This is a genomic window from Streptomyces sp. SCSIO 75703 (assembly GCF_036607905.1).
Classification (GTDB): domain Bacteria; phylum Actinomycetota; class Actinomycetes; order Streptomycetales; family Streptomycetaceae; genus Streptomyces.
Genome location: NZ_CP144555.1, coordinates 5,780,837 through 5,798,279 on the forward strand (window position 1 = coordinate 5,780,837; position 17,443 = coordinate 5,798,279).

Genomic DNA, 17,443 nt, shown 5'->3' on the forward strand with positions numbered 1-17,443 from the left:
ACCGGGCCGTGCCGGGGCCCGCTCCCCCTCCTCGGCCCACCACGCGTACCGCACCGGCGGGCGGACCGCCGCGGCCCGTCCGGCCGCCGCCCGGCCCCGCCCGTCCTCAACCTCCGTGCCGTACCGCCTCCGTCGTTCTTCCCGCCCCCACCCCGCCACCCGGTGGCTTCCGCGTCGTTTGGGTTGTTGTCAGATCGAGGATCTAGTCTGTGCACCGTGACTTCACCCGCACCACCGGACAGCGCTCCGCCCCAGCTCAGCGCGGGGCCGCGCCCTGCGCCGGGCCCGGCCGCCGACGAGGGCCTGGCCCGGCGGCTGCGCGCGCTCGCCTGCACCGCGCCGCTGCACGACCTCGACGCGCGCAAGGCCAACCTGGCCGGCGAGTTCTCGGTGTACGGGATGGCCGAGGTCGCCCTCGCCGCCATCGACCTCGTCACCCTCACGATGGACTTCGACACCGGCGCGGACCACGACCAGATCGTCGCCCGGCTCGTCCCGCGCGTCGCCGCCCAGGCCCCGACGCGGCCCCCCGCCGAGCACGAGCGCGTCGCCCGCTGGGTCCTGGAGAACCTGATCAACGTCGGCAGCGTCGACCGCGGTTTCCGCGCCGTCTACGGCACCTTCGCCGCGGACGGCACCTACGTGCGCCGCGACTACGACTTCAAGCTCATCGAAGAGGTCCCCGGCCCCGGCGGCACCGTCTACCTGCGCACCACCGACGAGGCGGTCAACGTGCTCGTCGGCGCCCTCGACACCGACGTGACCAGCGCCCAGATCGCCGCCGAGGTCAAACTGGAGGTGCTGATCAGCCGCGGCCGGCTCGCCGACGCCCAACTCGCCGCCGAACAGGCCCGGTACCGCACCGTGCAGTACTCCGAGAGCCTGCGCCGCGCCCTGGACGCCACCCGGCGCAACGTCCGCGCGGTCGACTGGCTCGGCGCCGTACCGGACATGATCGCCGAGGCCCTGGACCACGTCGCCGACCGGTACCGGCACGAGAACGCGATCCTGACCAACATCCGCAAGGCGCGCGACGAATCCGAGGACCCGGAGCAGAAGCGCCGCGCCGCCGAACTGGTCGACATCGTCAAGGACTGCATCCGCCGCCACACCCAGCTCCAGTCCCGGCTGCTGGAGGCCGGCCCCCTCTTCCGCGCCGAACAGGACCGGCAGGCGTTCGCCACCCTGCCCACCACCTCCGGCCTCGACCTGTACGGGCACCTCGTGGCCCCCGTCCTGCCGCTCCCCGTGGACCGGGCGCTGCGCGTCACCGACGCCTTCTTCGCCCGCGGCACCGGACCGCGCACCCCCGTCTCCGTCCGCGTCGTCGACCTCGTCGACCTGCTGCTCACCCCGCCCGTCGAGCGAGAGCACCTCGGCGCCGAGATGCCCGAGCCCGACCTGATCGCCACCCCGGACGACAGCCGCTTCAGCGAGGAGCAACTGGCCGTCGCCATGGAACTGCTCGACCTCCCGCACGACGCGCCCCGTCGCCTGTCCGGGCTGCTGGCCGACGCCCGCGCCCGCGACGCCGACCTGCCCCACCTCGTCGCCCTGCTCGCCGTCCACGCCGCCAGCCCGCCCGTCGGCACCGCCTACCGCCAGGGCGAACCGAAGCTCCTGTTCGCCGTCGACGACGGCACCGAACTGGACGACCCCGAGTTCGGCGGCGCCGACCTCATCGTCGGCACCGCCCTGCTGGACGCCGCCGGGATGGCCGCCGACCGGACGGAGGCGGCATGAGCACCGACCCCCAGCGCCACCCCCGGGACGACGAGGAGCACCGACCGTGACCGAGCACGCCGAGTGGCGCGAACCGGAGGCGGCCCCCGCACCGGCCACCGCCCCCGTCACGCCCGCCGACGCCGCCGACGCCGCGCGGCTGGTCGCCTTCGGCCTCCAGCCCAAGCTGCTGCCCGCCCGCGACCAGGAGTACGCCGAACTGCTGCGCCGCCACCGCGAGGACCCCGCCTTCGCGCGGCTCGCCGACGCCGTCGCCGCCGGACTCGGCCTGGTCGTCCTGGAGGTGTCACCGCGCGCGGGCATGGCCGTGACCGCGGCCGAGGACTCCGTCTTCGCCGTCCGCATGGGCGACTACGCCCGCCGCGCCGCCACCGACTCCGGCGACCGGTTCCTGCACGGCCTCGCCCACCTCGCCGTCGCCGCCCTCGCCTTCCCCCGGCCCGAGGACCTCGCCGACGACGGCTACATCGGCCGCGTCACCGTCAACGGCGTCGACGCCTTCGTCCGCCAGGCATGCCGCCGCCTGGAGGAACGCGCGGAGCGGGACGGCGAGAACACCGACCCCGCCACCGACGCCCCCGGACTGGAGGCCGCCTGGCGGATCTGGGCCCGGCGCAGTGCCACCGGCGCCACCAAGGACGCCCGCCGGCTCCCCGGCTCCACCACCGGCATCGTCGGCAAGGCCGTCGCCTTCCTCACCGACTCCGGCTTCCTCCAGCGCACCGGCGACGACGGCGGCGGCACCTACCGCACCACCGCCCGCTACCAGCTCCAGGTCCGCGACCTGGCCGGCGGCGCCGCCCTCGCCGAACTGCTGGACCTGGGCATCGTCCCCGTCACCGACGGCACCGCGACCCTGCTGCCCGCCGAGGACACCGACGACCTCGACCTGGTCGCCGACGCCGGACTGCCCTTCCACTCCTCCTGACCGCCCGCCCCCACGCCACGAAGCCATACGAGAGTCCGCCATGTACGAGCTGTCCCGGGTCCGCCTCTACTCCATCGGGCCGGCCGGCGCACGCTACGCCGACACCGTGCTCGACCTGCGCGGTGTCGGCGACCTCGTGCCCGACCCCGCCCCCACCCAGGCGGAGTTCTTCGAGGAGGAGCCCGTCGGCCCGCCCCGCCGGCCGGCCCCGGCCGGGGTGCTCTTCCTGGAGAACGGCGGCGGCAAGTCCGTCCTCCTCAAGCTGATCTTCTCCGTGATGCTGCCGGGCCACCGCAACACCCTCGGCGGCGCCAGCTCCGGCGTGCTGCGCAAGTTCCTGCTCGCCGACGACTGCGGGCACGTGGCCCTGGAGTGGCAGCACGTCCAGACCGGCGAGTGCGTGGTCGTCGGCAAGGTCAGCGAGTGGCGGGGACGCCAGGTCTCCAACGACCCGCGCAAGTTCGCCGAGGCCTGGTACTCCTTCCGCCCCGGCCCCGGCCTCACCCTGGACAACCTCCCCGTCGCCGAGGCCACCTCCGTGCGCCCGCCCGCCGAGGGCGTCTCCGGCGCACGGGGCAGGCGCCGCACCATGAAGGGCTTCCGGGACGCGCTCACCGAGGCCGGGAAGGTCTACCCGCACCTGGAGGCGCACTGGGAGGAGATCCACGACCGCTGGATCGAGCACCTCGGCGAACTCGGCCTCGACCCCGAACTCTTCCGCTACCAGCGCGAGATGAACGCCGACGAGGGCGAGGCGGCCGGCCTCTTCGCGGTCAAGAAGGACTCCGACTTCACCGACCTGCTGCTGCGCGCCGTCACCGACACCCGGGACACCGACGGACTCGCCGACCTGGTTGGCGGCTTCGGCAACAAACTGGGCCGGCGGGCAGAGCTGATCGCCGAACGCGACTTCACCGCCGGCTCCGTCGACCTCCTCGGACGCATCGTCGAGGCCACCGAGGCCCGCGCCCGCGCCCGCGAGGTCCACACCGCCGCCGAACGCCGCACCCGTACCCTCGCCCGCCGGCTCCTCGCCCGCGGCGCCCGCGAACGCCTGCGCGCCGGCGACCTCGCCCAGCGCGTCACCGCCGCCTCCCACGCCGTCACCCACGCCGAGAGCGACCGCGACCGCAGGGGCCTCATCGCCGCCGAACTCGCCTACCGGCACGCCTCCCTCGCCCTGACCGCCGCCGAGAAGGCCGCGGCCGCGCAGAAACGCGAACTCGCCGAAGCCCGTACGCTGCACTCCGCCTGGCAGGCCGCCGAGGCCGTCCTGCGCCACCGCGCCGCCGCCGACCGCGTCGCCCGCGTCTCCGCCGCCATCCAGGAAGCCGAACGCGACGCCGCCCCCGCCCTCGCCGCCCGCTCCCGGGCCGCCGTCGACCTCGTCCGCGCCCTGCACGCCGCGGCCGGCCGCGCCGAAAAGCACGCCAACGAGGAGGAGGACCGCTCCGCCGCCCTCCAGGAGGCCGGCGACGCCGCCCACCGCGACGCCACCACCGCCGCCACCGAGGCGCAGCGCGCCCGCAGCGAGGCCGGCCACCTGCGGCAGCGGCTCACCGAGGTGGAGCAGGAGACCGCCGAGGCGGTCCGCGCCGGCTGGATCGACGCCGGCGCCCCCGACGCCGACCCGGCGCGGGCCGCCCTCGCCGCCAGCGACGCCGAGAAGACGACCGTCGCCGCCTGGGAGGCCGCCCGCGAGGCCGCCCGCCGGGCCGGCGAACACGCCCGCGAGGCCGCCGCCGCCGAGTCCCGCGCCGAACTGACCGCCGCCCGCGCCGCGGACGCCGCCGCTGCCGCCGAACGCGCCCACGACGCCGAACGCCGCACCGCCGAGGCACTCGCCGCCGAGCCCCGTCTCGCGGACCTGCTCGGCCTCGCCGGCGACACCCGCGCCGGCATCCCCCAGCCCCGGCGGGACACCGACGGGGACCCGGCCGACGGGCCCCGGTCCGGCCCGAACGGCCTCACCGCCGAGGAACTCGACCGCTTCGCCGACGACCTGCGCGACCTGCTCGACGACACCGTCACCACCGCCGAACGGAACCTGTTCGACCTGCGCACCGCCGCCGCCGACGACTCCCGCATCCTCGGCGCCCTCGGCGACGGCGGGCTGCTCCCGCCCGGCCCCGACGTGCTGGCCACCGTCGAGTTCCTCGGCGAGCACGGCATCCCCGCGCTGCCCGGCTGGCGCTACCTCGCCCAGGCCGTCGACCCCACCGACCACGCCCGCGTCCTGGCCGCCCGGCCCGAACTCGTCGACGGCGTGATCATCACCGACCCCGACTCGCACGTCCGCGCGCGGGAGGCCCTCGGCGACGCCGCCCTGCTGCCCCGCTCCACCGTCGCCGTCGGCACGGCCGCCGCCCTGCTCGCGCCCGCCCCCGCCACCGGCCCGGACGACGCCGAGGTCTTCCTCGTACCGCCGAACCCGGCCATGCACGACGAACTCGCCGCCGACGAGGAGCGGCAGGCGCTGCGCGCGCGGGCGACGGAGCGGGACGAGGAGATCCGCCGGCTCGCCGCCCGCCTCGCCAAGGACCGCGAACTCGCCGCCCGCCTCGCCTCCTGGCGCACCGGCTGCCCCGCCGGACACCTCGCCGAACTCGCCCGGACCGCCGAGGAGGCACGCGCCTTCGCCGAGGAGACCGAGGCCGAGCTGGCCGAGGCGCGCACCCTGCGGGCCGAGGCCGAGGAGAACGCCGCCGAGGCCGGGGCGCTGCGCGACGAACGGCAGGAGACCGCGCAGAAGGCCCGCCGGGCCGCCGACGCCCTCGCCGGCCTCGCCTTCCGGCTGCGTGAACGCGCCGGCTGGCAGACCGCCCTGCGCGAACTCGCCGAGGACGCCGCCGAGGCGGAGGCCCGCGCCCAGGAGTGCCTGGAGCGGGCCCGCGCCGCCGACGAGGACCGCCGGGCGGCCCAGCGCGCCGCCGACGACGCCCGGCGCACCGCCCGCGCCCTGCGCGCCGAGCGCTCCGAGATCGCCGGCGCCCCCGACGACGTGCCCGAGGACGGCACCGACGCCCCGACGGCGTCCCTGCCCGCCCTGCGGGAGGCGTACCGGGCCGCGTCCCAGGTGTACGAGAAGGTCGGCGTCGGCGCCGACCTGCGCGCCGAACAGGCCCGCGCCGAGAGCGACGAGAGCGCCGCCCGCGCCGAACTGGACCGGCTGAGCAACAAGGTCCGCACCCGCGCCGGACAGCTCCTCGAATCGCCGGACGGCTCCGACGGCCCCTCCCGGCAGGCCGCCGCCGCCCGCGCCGAGGAACTGGTCCAGCTCCTGGAGACCCGGATGTCCACTGCCAGCGAGCAGCTCGGCCGGCTGCGCGGCGAGGCCGAACGGCACGCGCCCGAGGACGGCGACGCCCACACCGGACTCCCCGAGGACCTCGTCCCGCGCGACGCCGGGCACGCCCAGACCCTGCTGCGCACCGCCACCGCCGAACTGGCCTCCCGCACCGAGGCCCTGGCACAGGCCCGCGAGGCGCACGCCGCCCTGCTGGCGGACCACCGCGCCGCCGAGGACGCGGCCGGCGGCTTCGACGAGATCGCCGCGATGCTCCGCGACCTGCTGCGCGAACACCCGGCGGAGGAGGAGCGGGAGGAACCCGAGCCCTACCCGGGGACCCTGGAGGAGGCACGGCAGTCCGCCGCCGAGACCCGCCGGTCGCTGCGCGGCTGCGCCGCCGACCTCTCCGCCGCCGAGACCGCGGTGCGCGAGGCGAGCGACATCCTCGTCCGGCACGCCAACTCCACCCGGTACGAACAGGTCCGTACCCCCGCCCGGCAGCAGATCCGCGAACTGCCCGCCGCCGCGCTGCCCGAGCACGCCGACAAGTGGGCCGACGCCTTCGCGCCCCGGCTCCGCGTCCTCACCGACGAGCTGGCCCAACTGGAGCGCAACCGCGACTCGATCGTCGACCGGCTGCGCGGACTCGTCGAGTCCGCCCTCGCCACCCTGCGCTCCGCCCAGCGGCTCTCCCGGCTCCCCGAGGGGCTCGGCGAATGGTCCGGGCAGGAGTTCCTGCGCATCCGCTTCGAGGAACCCGACCAGGCCACCCTCACCGAACGGCTCGGCGAGGTCGTCGACGAGGCCACCAGCGCCGCCGTGAAGAAGAACTCCGACCTGCGCCGCGACGGCATGTCCCTGCTGCTGCGCGGGGTCGCCGCGGCGCTGCGGCCCAAGGGCGTCGCCGTGGAGATCCTGAAGCCGGACGCCGTCCTGCGCGCCGAGCGCGTGCCCGTCGGGCAGATGGGCGACGTCTTCTCCGGCGGCCAGCTCCTCACCGCCGCCATCGCCCTCTACTGCACGATGGCCGCGCTGCGCAGCAACGACCGAGGCCACGACCGGCACCGGCACGCCGGCACCCTCTTCCTCGACAACCCCATCGGCCGCGCCAACGCCACCTACCTGCTGGAACTCCAGCGCGCCGTGTCGGACGCGCTGGGCGTGCAACTGCTCTACACCACCGGCCTCTTCGACACGACCGCGCTGGCCGAGTTCCCGCTCGTCATCCGGCTGCGCAACGACGCCGACCTGCGGGCGGGACTGAAGTACATCAGCGTGGAGGAGCACCTGCGGCCCGGACTGCCCCGACAGGCGGAGGGGGAGGCGGAGTCCGTGCACAGCGAGATCACGGCGACCCGCACCTTCAAACGGCCCGCCCCGGCGGCCGGCTGACCCGGACGCGCCCACCGCCCGGCGCGGCGGCACCCGTCCGCCGGTCCGTCAGGGATGTGACAGCCGGCCCGTGCCGCCGCGCCGGCGTATCCGCTCCTGGGCGCGCTCGGCGGCCCGTGCCCGGCGTCGCGCCCGGCGTCGCTCGCGGCGTATGGCCCGCGCGGTGCTGCTGGGCACCGACACCACGCCGTGGCGCTGGTTCCACACCTGGCGGGTCACCCACACGTCCAGCACGCCCCAGGTCGCCGCCACCGTGCTCGCCACGCTGCTCAGCACCATCGGGAAGGCCAGCCACGATCCGGCCATGGTGCACAGGAAGGCCACCATCGCCTGGATGAGCGTCACCGCGACCACCAGCACCGCGCGCACCGCCGCCGTCCGCACCGGGTCCGGCAGCCGGCGCCGGCGGGCCGGCTCCTCCGTCCACAGCGGCCGGTACGCCGGCGGACGCTCCTGCTGCTCCTGCTGCTCCTGCTGCTCCTGGGGCTCGGGCCGGGCCGGGTGCTCGCGCTGCCGCGGCCGTCTGCCGTCCCCGTCCCCGCCCGCCGGAACATCGCGGTCCGGGGCGCCGGGCCCGGAACGGCCCGTCACCCCCCGATTCTCCGCGCCCCCGGGCGCCTCGCGCCGCTCCGCCGTGCCCATCGACATGTCACTCCCCACCGCCTGCAGACCGCACGCCCGTGTCCGAAGACCCGGCTCCCCACTGGCTGCCCGGCTTGCCTTGCTTTACGCCGCCCGGAGGCGTGACGCGGCTCCTGTGGCCGATTGTGCCTCCACGTCCCATGGAGAAGGACGAGCGGGACGCCTGTTTGATTCCCCTGGATGCCGCCGGTCGACATATTCCGGCCAACCGCAGGTCCCGCACGGCACATCGCGCCCACCCGGAGCCGTACCGGAACGCGCTCTCCCGGGCGATGATCTCATGGTATACCCGGACAAACATCCATCTCCCGGCAGGGGTACGGAGGTTCGCACTCCGGAAGGGCCTTCGAGTTACGCCCGTGTCAGTAGTAGGCTCGCGCCGTTTGTTGACCGACGTGTGACCCCCGGCCGGACGGGGGACGAGCTGGGGGAGGCCATGCGCTTTCGCGGGAAGTCGATCCGCCGGAAGATCGTGGCGCTGCTTCTCGTGCCGCTGGTGTCCCTCACCGCGATCTGGGCCTTCGCCACCGTCCTCACCGGCCGCGAGGCCGGCCGCCTGTTCAGCGTCTCCACCCTCGTCGAGAAGGTCGGCTACCCGGTCGAGGACACCGTCCGCGTCCTCCAGCAGGAACGCCGCCAGACCCTCGTGCACCTCGCCGACCCCCGCGCCTCCGACCAACTGGCCGCCCTCCAGCGCAGCCGCACCGCCACCGACGAGGCGATCGCCGAGATCCGCCGCAACGCCGCCGACGACAAGGTCCGCGACACGCTGGGCCGCACCGAGACCGACCGGCTGACCGCCGTCCTCGACGCCTTCGACGGCATCGGCTCGCTGCGCCGCAGCGTCGACGAGGGCACCGTCGGCCGGGCCCAGGCCCTCACCCTCTACAACCGCCTGGTGGACCCCTGCCACGTCCTGCTCTCCAACCTGCACGTCGTCGACGACGCCGGCCTGGACAAGCAGTACCGCGCCCTCGTCAACGTCGCCCGCGCCCGCGAACTGCTCTCCCGCGAGGACGCCCTCCTCGGCTCCGCCCTGATCACCGGTCACCTCACCCGCGGCGAGACCCGCGACGTCTCCGACCTGATCGCCCAGCGCACCGTGCTCTACGAGACCAACCTGCCGCAACTGCCCGCCGCCGACCGCGCCCGCTACGAACGCTTCTGGAAGAACGCCTCCTCCGCCCCGCTGCGGATGGCCGAGGAAGCCGCCGTCTCCTCCGGCGCCGACACCCCCCGCGGCATCACCGCCCAGAGCTGGGACCAGGCCGCCGGCAGCGTCCTCGACGAACTCGGCGACCTCGACGACCACGCCGCAGAGCGCTATCAGGACCGCGTCCGCCCCGTCGCCATGTCCGTCATCGCCAAGGCGGTCGTCGCCGGCGCCCTCGGCCTGATCGCCGTGCTCTTCTCCGTCTTCCTCTCCGTCCGCGTCGGCCGCGCCCTCATCCGCGACCTCAGGCAACTGCGCCTGGAGGCGCACGAGGCGTCCGGCGTCCGCCTGCCCGGCGTCATGCGCCGCCTCTCCGCGGGCGAACAGGTCGACGTCGAGACCGAGGTGCCACGCCTGGAGTACGACAAGAACGAGATCGGCGAGGTGGGCCGGGCCCTCAACACCCTCCAGCGCGCCGCCGTCGAGGCCGCCGTCAAGCAGGCCCGGCTGCGCGCCGGGGTCTCCGAGGTCTTCGTCAACCTCGCCCGCCGCAGCCAGGTCCTCCTCCACAAGCAGCTCACCCTGCTCGACACCATGGAGCGCCGGACCGAGGACACCGACGAACTCGCCGACCTCTTCCGCCTGGACCACCTGACCACCCGCATGCGCCGCCACGCCGAGGGCCTGGTCATCCTCTCCGGCGCCGCCCCCTCCCGGCAGTGGCGCAAGCCCGTCCAGCTCATGGACGTGGTCCGCGCGGCCGTCGCCGAGGTCGAGGACTACGAACGCATCGAGGTACGCAGGCTGCCGCGCATCGCCGTCACCGGCCCGGCCGTCGCCGACCTCACCCACCTGGTGGCCGAACTCCTGGAGAACGCCACCGTGTTCTCCCCGCCGCACACCGCCGTGCAGGTCGTGGGGGAGCGGGTCGCCAACGGCTTCACCCTGGAGATCCACGACCGGGGCCTCGGCATGACGGCCGACGCGCTGCTCGACGCCAACCTCCGGCTCGCGGAGACCCCCGAGTTCGAACTGTCCGACACCGACCGGCTGGGCCTCTTCGTCGTCAGCCGGCTCGCCCAGCGGCAGAACGTCCGCGTCTCCCTCCAGCCGTCCCCCTACGGCGGCATCACCGCCGTCGTCCTCATCCCCGACGCGCTGCTCACCGACGACGCCCCCGACACCAACGGCGTCGGCTTCCGCCTCGACCGGCCCCAGCACACCGCCGGGACACAGCGCGAGGGCGGCCGGCGCTCCGCCCTCGCCCAGGTCCCCTCGCCCCGCTCCGGACTCTCCGGGCCGCCGGCCGGCCCGGTCGAGCTGGAGGCCCCCGTCGACCTGGACGCCCTCGGCCGGCCGGTTTCCGCCCCGGACCGCGACGACGACGGTGAGCACGGCGGCCTGTTCCGCCCGCGCCGCTCCCTCGCCGCCGCCGAGGACGACCTGCCGCGCCGCGCCGGCCGGGGACGTGCCGAGCGCCCTGGTGACGACGCGGCCGGCGGCCCGGCCGAGGACCCGCCCGGCGGCCCCGTGCCGCTGCCGCGCCGCCGTACGCCGAAGCTCGTCAGCTCGCACGGGCGGCCCGTACCGGACCGCTCCGCCGCGCACGACACGCGCGCGGGAGGCCCCGGTGCGGACGACACGCCCGAGAGCGCCGACGGCGGACCCGGGGGAGCGGGCGACACGCCGGACCGGGCGGGCGGGCCGCCCCCGCTGCCGTCCCGCCGCCGGACGGACGCCGCCCGGCGCGAGGAGCCCGACGCGCTGCCCTCCCTCCCCTCCCGCCGCCGGACCCCCCGCCCCGGCGCCGGCACCCCGGGCGCCACGGGCGGCACCCCCGGCCCCGGCCTCCCGCCCGAGGACCCCGCCACCGGCACCACAGGCGCGCTGCCCCGCCGCGTCCGGCAGGCCAGCCTCGCCCCCCAGCTCAAGCGCGCCGCCGGCCGGCCCGCCGACCCGCCGGCCACCCCCGCCGACCGCGACGCCGACGAAGTCCGCAGCCGCATGGCCTCGTTGCAGCGCGGCTGGCAGCGCGGACGCCGGGAGAACGCCGCCGACGGGGACGCCCACGGCCACGGCGGGGCGCCCCGGCCGCCCGCACCGGCACCGACGGACGAGCCCGCACCGACATCACAGCCACCACCGACACCCCCGGCGCCGCAAGGACCACAGGAACCACCGGCGCGAGGGGAAACGCAAGGAATGAAGGGGGACGGTCGATGACCGCACCGAACACGACCGGCCACACCACGAGCGCGTCCCGGGAGCTCAACTGGCTCCTCGACGACCTCGTGGGCCGTGTCGCCAGCATCCGCAAGGCCGTCATCCTCTCCGGCGACGGCCTCGCCACCGGCGCCTCCGAGGACCTCACCCGCGAGGACAGCGAGCACCTCGCCGCCGTCGCCTCCGGCTTCCACAGCCTCGCCAAGGGCGTCGGCCGCCACTTCGAGGCGGGCAGCGTCCGGCAGACCGTCGTCGAACTCGACGACGCCTTCCTCTTCGTCACCGCCGCGGGCGACGGAAGCTGCCTCGCCGTCCTCTCGGACGCCGACTCCGACGTCGGCCTGGTCGCGTACGAGATGACCCTCCTCGTCAAGCGCGTCGGCGTGCACCTGGGCACCGCCCCGCGCTCCGAACCGCCCGCGGGCGGGTAGTGGGATGACATGAGCGCAGACGGTCAGGGAAGACACCACTGGTTCGACGACGAGGCCGGCCCCGTCGTCCGTCCGTACGCCATGACACGCGGCCGCACCACCAGCGCGGCCCAGCACCGCCTCGACCTCATCGCGGTGGTCGTCGCCGAACCCCACGCGGACGATCCGGAAGCGGACGCCTCCCTCGCCCCCGAACACGTGGACATCGTCGGCCTGTGCCAGGACGCCCCGCGGCCGGTCGCCGAACTCGCCGCCGACCTCGACCTGCCGATCGGGGTCGTGCGGGTCCTGGTCGGCGACCTCGTGGACGCCGGGCTCGTCCACGTGAACCGGCCCGTGCCCCCGGCCGAACTGCCCGACGAGAACATCCTGCGCGACGTGATCAGCGGCCTGCGCGCACTGTGAGGAGAACAGATCGATGATCTTCGGGCGTTCCCAGCGCGGCAAGCCCCCCGTCGAGCCCGTCACCCTCAAGATCCTGGTGGCGGGCGGCTTCGGCGTGGGCAAGACGACGCTCGTCGGCGCGGTCAGCGAGATCCGGCCGCTGCGCACCGAGGAAGTGCTCACCGAGGCCGGCCGGCCCGTCGACGACGTCAGCGGGGTGGAGCGGAAGCACACCACCACCGTGGCCATGGACTTCGGCCGGATCACGCTCCGCGAGGACCTGGTGCTGTACCTCTTCGGCACCCCCGGCCAGGAGCGCTTCTGGTTCATGTGGGACGAACTCTCCGAAGGCGCGCTCGGCGCGGTCGTCCTCGCCGACACCCGCCGCCTGGAGGACTGCTTCGCCGCCGTCGACTACTTCGAGCGGCGCTCCATCCCCTTCGTCATCGGCGTGAACTGCTTCGAGGGCGCCGCCCGCTACCCGGAGGAGACCGTACGCAAGGCGCTCGACCTCGACGCCGACGTGCCGCTCGTGATGTGCGACGCCCGCGACCGGGAGTCCGTCAAGGACGTCATCGTCGGCGTCGTCCAGCACGCCATGACCCAGTCCGCCGAACGCCGCCGCGCCGCCCCCTGACCCGCGCCGCAGCGTCCCGGCGCGGCCGCTTCCCCCTCACCCCCGCCGCCTGGTAGAGGCAGGGGACATGACACGCCTGTCCGTCGCCGTCCGCGCCCTGGCCGCCACCTTCGCCGCCCTGCTCGCCCCGGCCGCCCTCCCCCCGGCCACGGCCGGGGCGGCCCCCGGCCCCCGGGCGCCCGCGGACTTCGTCGCCCTGCGCGACGTCGACCCGACGATCCTCCAGGAGATCCGCTACGCCGGCCCGCACACCTTCACCGGCGAACCCATCGACGGCTACGTCGCCCCCGAATGCCTCCTCACCCGCCCCGCCGCCGAGGCCCTCCACCGCGCCCAGACCCGCCTGCTGGGCGCGGGCCACTCCCTCAAGGTGTACGACTGCTACCGGCCGCAGCGCGCCGTCGACCACTTCGTCCGCTGGGCAGCCGACCCCGCCGACCAGCGGATGAAGACCGAGTTCTACCCCGACGTCGACAAGGACCGCCTCTTCGCCGACGGCTACGTCGCCGAGCGGTCCGGTCACAGCCGCGGCTCCACCGTCGACCTCACCCTCGTCCGTCTCCCGGCCCGCCCGACCCCGCCCTACCGCCCCGGACAGCCCCTCGTGCCCTGCCACGCGCCCGCGGGCGAACGCTTCCCCGACAACTCCGTCGACATGGGCACCGGTTTCGACTGCTTCGACCCCCTCGCCCACACCCTCGACCCGCGCGTCGGCGGCACCCAGCGCGCCCACCGGCTGCTGCTCAAGGACGCCCTGGAACGCGCGGGCTTCGGCAACCTCCCCCAGGAGTGGTGGCACTACACCCTCCAGGACGAGCCCCACCCGGACACCTACTTCGACTTCCCCGTCACCGGCCGCTCCCCGGCCCCCGGCAGGCCCTGAGCGACCGCGCCGAACCCACCCTCCCGGGACCGGAGCATCCGCTACAGTCCGCCGCGTGTCCGAACCCCACGCACCTGTTCCCCCCTCCGTACCCGGCTCCCACTGCTCGCGGTGCGGAGCGCCCTACGGAGACCACGTCTCCGGCTGGCCCCGCGCCTGCCCCGCCTGCGGCACCGTCGCCTACCGCAACCCGCTGCCCGTCGCCGTCGCCCTCCAGCCCGTGTACGACACCCGGGGCACCGGCCTGGTCGTCATCACCCGCACCGTGGAGCCCGCGCGCGGCGGCGTCGCCCTGCCCGGCGGCTTCGTCGACGACCGCGAGGACTGGCGGCACGCCGTCGTCCGCGAACTCGGGGAGGAGACCCGCATCGAGGCGGCGAGCCGCGACGTACGCCTCGCCGACGCCATGAGCTCCCCCGACGGACACCTCCTGCTCTTCGGCCTCCTCCCCGAGCGCCCCGCCGACGATCTGCCCCCCTTCACGGCCACCGACGAGACCGGCGCCCGCGACCTGCTGCGGCACCCGGAGGAACTCGCCTTCCCCCTCCACACCCTCGCCGCCCGCGCCTGGTTCGAGGGTCGCTACACCTGACCGCCCGACCGGCCGGTCCCGGCACCCGCGGGGCGGCCCCTGGTGCGGATGTCGATCACATGGCATCGTCCCTGTCAGCCGCGTCACGCGCACACCCCAGCACGTGCGCGGAGGACGCACACGACGCGCACAGTCCGGGAGCCGCCCCATGCCGACCGAGAACCCGCAGCCGCTCTGGCAGCCAGACCAGCAGCGCATCGCCCAGGCACAGATCACCAGGTTCCAGAGCTGGGCCGCCGCACACCACGGCGCCCCCGCCGACGGTGGCTACGCCGCGCTGCACCGCTGGTCCGTCGAGGAACTCGACACCTTCTGGAAAGCCGTCACCGAGTGGTTCGACGTACGGTTCACCACCCCGTACGCGCGCGTGCTGGGCGACCGCTCCATGCCGGGCGCCCAGTGGTTCCCCGGCGCGACCCTCAACTACGCCGAGCACGCCCTGCGCGCCGCCGACTCCCGCCCCGGCGAACCGGCCCTCCTGCACGTCGACGAGAGCCACGACCCGCGCCCCGTCACCTGGGCCGAACTGCGCCGCCAGGTCGGCTCCCTCGCCGCCGAACTGCGCGCCCTCGGCGTGCGCCCCGGCGACCGCGTCAGCGGCTACCTGCCCAACATCCCGGAGGCCGTGGTCGCCCTCCTGGCCACCGCCGCCGTCGGCGCCGTGTGGACCTCCTGCGCCCCCGACTTCGGCGCGCGCAGCGTCCTCGACCGCTTCCAGCAGGTCGAACCCGTCGTCCTGTTCACCGTCGACGGATACCGCTACGGAGGCAAGGAGCACGACCGCCGCGAGACCGTCGCCGAACTCCGCCGAGAACTGCCCACCCTGCGCGCCGTGGTCCACATCCCGCTGCTCGGCACCGACACCCCCGCCGGCGCCCTCGCCTGGGACGGCCTCACCGCGAAGGACACCGAGCCCGTCTTCGAGCAGGTCCCCTTCGACCACCCCCTGTGGGTCCTGTACTCCTCCGGCACCACCGGCCTGCCCAAGGCCATCGTGCAGTCCCAGGGCGGCATCCTCGTCGAGCACCTCAAGCAGCTCGGACTCCACTGCGACCTCGGCCCCGGGGACCGCTTCTTCTGGTACACCTCGACCGGCTGGATGATGTGGAACTTCCTCGTCTCCGGCCTCCTCACCGGCACCACGATCGTCCTCTACGACGGCAGCCCCGGCTTCCCCGACACCGGCGCCCAGTGGCGCATCGCCGAACGCACCGGCGCCACCCTCTACGGCACCTCCGCCGCCTACGTCATGGCCTGCCGCAAGGCCGGCCTCCACCCCGGACGCGACCACGACCTCTCCCGCGTCCGCTGCGTCGCCACCACCGGCTCCCCCCTGCCACCCGACGGCTTCCGCTGGCTGCACGACGAGGTCCGCCCCGACCTGTGGATCGCCTCCGTCAGCGGCGGCACCGACGTCTGCTCCTGCTTCGCCGGCGCCGTCCCCACCCTCCCGGTCCACATCGGCGAACTCCAGGCCCCCGGCCTCGGCACCGACCTCCAGTCCTGGGACCCGGCCGGCGAACCCCTCACCGACGAGGTCGGCGAGCTGGTCGTCACCAACCCCATGCCCTCGATGCCGATCCGCTTCTGGAACGACCCCGACGGCAGCCGCTACCACGACAGCTACTTCTCCACCTACCCCGGCGTCTGGCGGCACGGCGACTGGATCACCCTCACCTCCCGCGGCTCGGTGGTCATCCACGGCCGCTCCGACTCCACCCTCAACCGGCAGGGCGTCCGCATGGGCTCAGCCGACATCTACGAAGCCGTCGAACGCCTCCCCGAGATCAAGGAATCCCTCGTCATCGGCGTCGAGGAGGCCGACGGCGGCTACTGGATGCCGCTCTTCGTCCAGCTCGCCCCCGGCGCCGTCCTGGACCGGGCCCTCCTCGACCGCGTCAAGCGGACCATCCGCGAGGAGTGCTCCCCCCGGCACGTCCCCGACGAGATCATCGAAGTCCCCGGCATCCCGCACACCCTCACCGGCAAGCGCATCGAGGTCCCCGTCAAGCGACTCCTCCAGGGCACCCCCCTCGACAAGGCCGTCAACCCCGGCTCCGTCGACGACGTCGACCTGCTCCGCTTCTACGAGGAACTGGGCCGGGCCCGCACCCGCGCCTGACCGGTCACCGAGCGCGCCGGTCACCGAGCGCGCCGGCCGCCCCGCCCGGCGGCCGGCGCCGCCCGGTTGTCAGTGCCCCCGGTTACGGTGAGTGAGCATTGGACACCGTGCACGGGGGGACACATGACACTCACCGACCAGACCATGCGGCGCGTCCTGCGCCGCGAGATCGCCGGGACCATCGGACTGCTCGCCGACGAGCACGACTTCCGCGCCATGCGCCGCTACCGCAGCTTCGCCTTCGACGACCACACCACCTACCTCCACCAGGTGGAGGCCCTGCTCCGGGCCCGCGACGGCCAGGGCAGCCACACCGCCGTCGCCCTCTTCGACCCCGAGGAGTACGCCGACTTCTGCGACCGCACCGGCCTCGACCCCGAGGCCCCCGCCAGCCGCAGCCGCTACACCGCCGAACTGGCCGTCACCGGACCCACCGTGCCCTACGCCGGCGAGCCCCTCGCCGACCTCGTCCCGGTCCTCGTCGACGAGGCCGTCCGGCAGGCCGTCCGCGAGTACACCTCCGGCCTGCTCGCCCGCCTCGGCGCCTGCGCCACCTGCGGCGAGGACCTCGGCCTGGCCGCCTTCCGCCGCGCCGGGGACCTCGTCCGACGCGTCCTCGACACCGCCCCGCCGGGCCACCGCCACCTGGTGTGCAGCGTCTGGGGAGCCGGGGAGACCCTCGTCTCCGTCCTCCACGCCGACGACGGCCCCGACGGACCCGAGCCGCCCGACGAGGCCGAGGCCCTGGAGTTCACCAGCGTCCTCGCGCTCGGCCTCGCCACCCACAGCCCCGGCGGACTCGTCCTGCGCGCCTGGGCCCCCGGCCGCCGCGACCAGGTCTACGGCTGGCGCCTGCGCGGCTACGGGCTCGAACCCCTCACCGCCGCCGAGGTCTTCGACGCCTACTGCACCGACGGCGACTCCGGCGACCTCATCCCACCCGAACCGGACGTCGACTACGGCGCCCCGCCCGGCCTCGGGGACGACGGGCCCGGACCGGGGCACCACCACTGACACGAAGGGG

Annotated in this window: 12 protein-coding genes; 11 read left to right on the forward strand and 1 reads right to left on the reverse strand. The window is 75.2% G+C overall.

Annotated features, from left to right (window positions below):
* The first annotated feature begins 216 nt into the window (after positions 1-216).
* Genes VM636_RS25505 through VM636_RS25515 form a run of 3 tightly spaced genes read left to right on the forward strand, consistent with a single transcriptional unit; the run spans position 217 to position 7,352 of the window.
* Positions 217-1,743, forward strand: a complete 1,527-nt coding sequence (locus VM636_RS25505; protein ID WP_030420920.1) for a membrane protein — start codon at positions 217-219, stop codon at positions 1,741-1,743.
* Between the two features lie 46 nt (positions 1,744-1,789).
* Entirely contained in the window at positions 1,790-2,671 is an 882-nt protein-coding gene (locus tag VM636_RS25510; RefSeq protein WP_030420921.1) for a hypothetical protein, read from the forward strand.
* Between the two features lie 40 nt (positions 2,672-2,711).
* On the forward strand, positions 2,712-7,352 hold the full coding sequence (locus VM636_RS25515) for a hypothetical protein (protein WP_338485849.1): 4,641 nt from the start codon (positions 2,712-2,714) through the stop codon (positions 7,350-7,352).
* 48 nt (positions 7,353-7,400) lie between these two features.
* Here the strand turns inward: VM636_RS25515 and VM636_RS25520 are convergent, their stop codons facing one another.
* The gene (locus VM636_RS25520; RefSeq protein WP_338485850.1) at positions 7,401-8,000 is read right to left on the reverse strand and encodes a hypothetical protein; all 600 of its coding nucleotides are present in this window, start codon (positions 7,998-8,000) and stop codon (positions 7,401-7,403) included.
* 430 nt (positions 8,001-8,430) lie between these two features.
* On the opposite strand from VM636_RS25520, the gene VM636_RS25525 reads away from it, so the two are divergent.
* The 8 genes from VM636_RS25525 (at position 8,431) to VM636_RS25560 (ending at position 17,433) form a co-directional block, all read left to right on the forward strand.
* Positions 8,431-11,370, forward strand: coding sequence for a nitrate- and nitrite sensing domain-containing protein (locus tag VM636_RS25525; RefSeq protein WP_338485851.1), 2,940 nt, complete (start codon positions 8,431-8,433; stop codon positions 11,368-11,370).
* Positions 11,367-11,801 (forward strand): roadblock/LC7 domain-containing protein, encoded by a 435-nt coding sequence (locus VM636_RS25530; RefSeq protein WP_338485852.1) that lies wholly within the window; start codon positions 11,367-11,369, stop codon positions 11,799-11,801. Before VM636_RS25525 ends, VM636_RS25530 begins: the two co-directional genes overlap by 4 nt.
* A gap of 9 nt (positions 11,802-11,810) precedes the next feature.
* Positions 11,811-12,206: a DUF742 domain-containing protein gene (locus tag VM636_RS25535; protein WP_030420925.1), complete on the forward strand. Its 396-nt coding sequence runs from the start codon at positions 11,811-11,813 to the stop codon at positions 12,204-12,206.
* Positions 12,207-12,219: 13 nt separating this feature from the next.
* Positions 12,220-12,822 carry an ATP/GTP-binding protein gene (locus VM636_RS25540; RefSeq protein WP_030420926.1) on the forward strand — a complete coding sequence of 201 codons (603 nt, stop codon included), beginning with the start codon at positions 12,220-12,222 and terminating at the stop codon, positions 12,820-12,822.
* A 67-nt stretch (positions 12,823-12,889) separates the two neighbouring features.
* Positions 12,890-13,705, forward strand: coding sequence for a M15 family metallopeptidase (locus VM636_RS25545; protein ID WP_030420927.1), 816 nt, complete (start codon positions 12,890-12,892; stop codon positions 13,703-13,705).
* A gap of 55 nt (positions 13,706-13,760) precedes the next feature.
* The gene (locus VM636_RS25550; protein WP_338485853.1) at positions 13,761-14,297 is read left to right on the forward strand and encodes an NUDIX domain-containing protein; all 537 of its coding nucleotides are present in this window, start codon (positions 13,761-13,763) and stop codon (positions 14,295-14,297) included.
* A 148-nt stretch (positions 14,298-14,445) separates the two neighbouring features.
* Positions 14,446-16,419, forward strand: coding sequence for an acetoacetate--CoA ligase (locus VM636_RS25555; RefSeq protein WP_030420929.1), 1,974 nt, complete (start codon positions 14,446-14,448; stop codon positions 16,417-16,419).
* A 123-nt stretch (positions 16,420-16,542) separates the two neighbouring features.
* Positions 16,543-17,433, forward strand: coding sequence for a hypothetical protein (locus VM636_RS25560; protein ID WP_338485855.1), 891 nt, complete (start codon positions 16,543-16,545; stop codon positions 17,431-17,433).
* The last annotated feature ends 10 nt before the right edge of the window (positions 17,434-17,443 follow it).